At 60.8% G+C, this 2,118-nt stretch carries 2 protein-coding genes; both read right to left on the bottom strand.

All coding sequences use genetic code 11. From position 1 onward, the window contains the following. Positions 1-1,082, bottom strand: a 1,082-nt coding sequence (aspS, locus tag WCB02_RS22590) for an aspartate--tRNA ligase (RefSeq protein WP_423961596.1), incomplete at its 3' end; no start/stop codon positions are given. 262 nt (positions 1,083-1,344) lie between these two features. Next, the coding region (locus WCB02_RS22585) for a histidine--tRNA ligase (protein ID WP_423961594.1) at positions 1,345-2,118 on the bottom strand (774 nt) is incomplete at its 5' end.

Here is a 2,118-nt window from a genome sequence, read left to right as displayed (position 1 = left end):
TTGAAATCGTCAATAAACTTGGCGCCCTTTTTCAAATCGAAGAGCGGATGGTTGTCTTCGCGCTCTTTGCGGCTGAGCTCGCCGATGTTGGGAATACGCAGGGCGACGACGGGAAGCGCGGGGTCGATCTGCAGCGTGGCGAGCGCTTCGTCAGTGAATGCAGGGCGCACATCGGTGAGGCCGGGCAGACGAAGGTCGGGCTTGTCGGTGCCGTAGCGGCGCAGCGATTCGTCGTAGCTGATGCGCGGGAATGGAATGGGCAGGTCGATGCTGGCCGCGGAGAAGGCGGCCTTGAGGAATTGTTCGACCACTCCGAAGACCATCTCCTGCTGTGGGAAACTCATTTCGAGGTCGACCTGCGTGAATTCGAGCTGGCGGTCGGCGCGCTGGTCTTCGTCACGGAAGCAGCGAGCGATTTGCAAGTAGCTGTCGAAGCCCGAGATCATGAGGATCTGCTTGAAGATCTGCGGCGACTGCGGCAACGCGTAGAAGTGGCCGGGATGCACTCGGCTGGGAACAAGAAAATCGCGCGCGCCTTCGGGTGTGCTCTTGTTCAGAATGGGCGTTTCGACTTCGAGAAAGCCCTGCGCGCTGAGGCTTTCGCGAATGGCGCGGGTGATCTGGTGGCGCAGGCGGAAGTTGTGCTGCATCTCAGGCCGGCGCAGATCGATGTAGCGATACTTGAGGCGGACTTCTTCGTTCTGGATGGCTTCTTCAGAGGGCGAGAACGGCGCGAGGCGCGTGTCGTTCAGTACACGCAGCTCGGTGGCTTCGATCTCGATCTCGCCAGTCGGCATCTTGGGGTTGATGGCGTCTTTGTCGCGCAGACGCACTTTGCCGACAGCAGCGACGACGTATTCGGGGCGAACCTGCTCGCCTTTCAGGTGGCCATCGGGCGTAAGTTCCTTGTCGAGGACAATTTGCGCGATGCCGGAGCGATCGCGTAGGTCGAGGAAGATGAGGTTGCCATGGTCGCGGCGGCGGTTGACCCAGCCCATGAGTACGACCTGTTGGCCCGCGCGTGCGGCGCGCAGTGTGCCGCAGAGATGCGTCCGTTGAAGATTGCCTAAGAAGTCGAGCACTACCTTGGTCCTTTGCTATGGGATCCGGCGCTCACGCCACGATTCCCTCAGGGGCTAAAGCCCCAATTGTTATTTCGCATCATGTGGCACGACTTTACAGGCTGCGGATCGAAAACCGTCCCTCAGCGGCTAAAGCCGGTTTCATTCAACGGTTCTATATGGCACGAGTAAACTCGTGCCCCTTCAAAACATCCACTTCTTCCGCAGCGTGAAGCTGTGCCCCTTCAAAAACGGTTGTTAGACTCGCGCGCCAGCAACTGCTTCATTCAGCGAGAAAGGCGGCGAGCTCCGCGCGCGGAACCTTTGTTTGTGTGCCAGAGGCGAAGTCCTTCACGGTCAGGATACCGGATTGAAGCTCGTCTTCGCCGAGGATGACGATGCGACGGGCGGTCTTGTCTGCGGCCTCGAAAGACTTCTTGAGGCGGAAGCTGCCGTCTCCCAGGTCGATGCGGAGGCCGGCGTGGCGGAGTTCGCGGGCTAGAGCAAGAGCGGCGGGGTTGAGATTCTCGCCGAGCGGGGCAATATACGCATCCGCCACCTGCGGTAGGGTGGCTTCAAGAGATTGGAGAGTTAGAACGAGTCGATCTTCGCCCATGGCGAAGCCGATGCCGGGGGCTTTGGGGCCGCCGATGGCTTCGCTGAGACCGTCGTAGCGGCCGCCGCCAAGGAGGGCATTTTGCGCGCCAAGACCGCCGTGGGTGAATTCAAATGTGGTGCGAGTGTAGTAGTCGAGACCGCGGACCATGCGGTGGTTGCGCGTGTAGGGGACACGGGCGGCGTCGAGAGCAGCGAGCACGGCGGCGAAATGGGTTTTGGAGGTCTCATCGAGGGAATCGACGATTTTGGGCAGGGTTTCAATGATGGGCTGGTCGTCAGGGACTTTGCAGTCGAGGACGCGCAAGGGGTTGGTGACGGCGCGACGCTGGCAGTCGAGGCACATTCGCGGAGCCAGCGGAATGAGGGCTTCGCGGAGGGTTTCGTTATAGCGAGCGCGGTCGGCCGCGGAGCCGACGGAGTTGATTTCGAGGGTCCAGCC

The sequence above is a fragment of the Bradyrhizobium sp. genome, assembly GCF_049581145.1.
Lineage (GTDB): Bacteria > Pseudomonadota > Alphaproteobacteria > Rhizobiales > Xanthobacteraceae > Bradyrhizobium.
The sequence above is the reverse complement of the archived record's forward strand: the minus strand, read 5'-3'. Positions and strand labels throughout refer to the sequence as shown.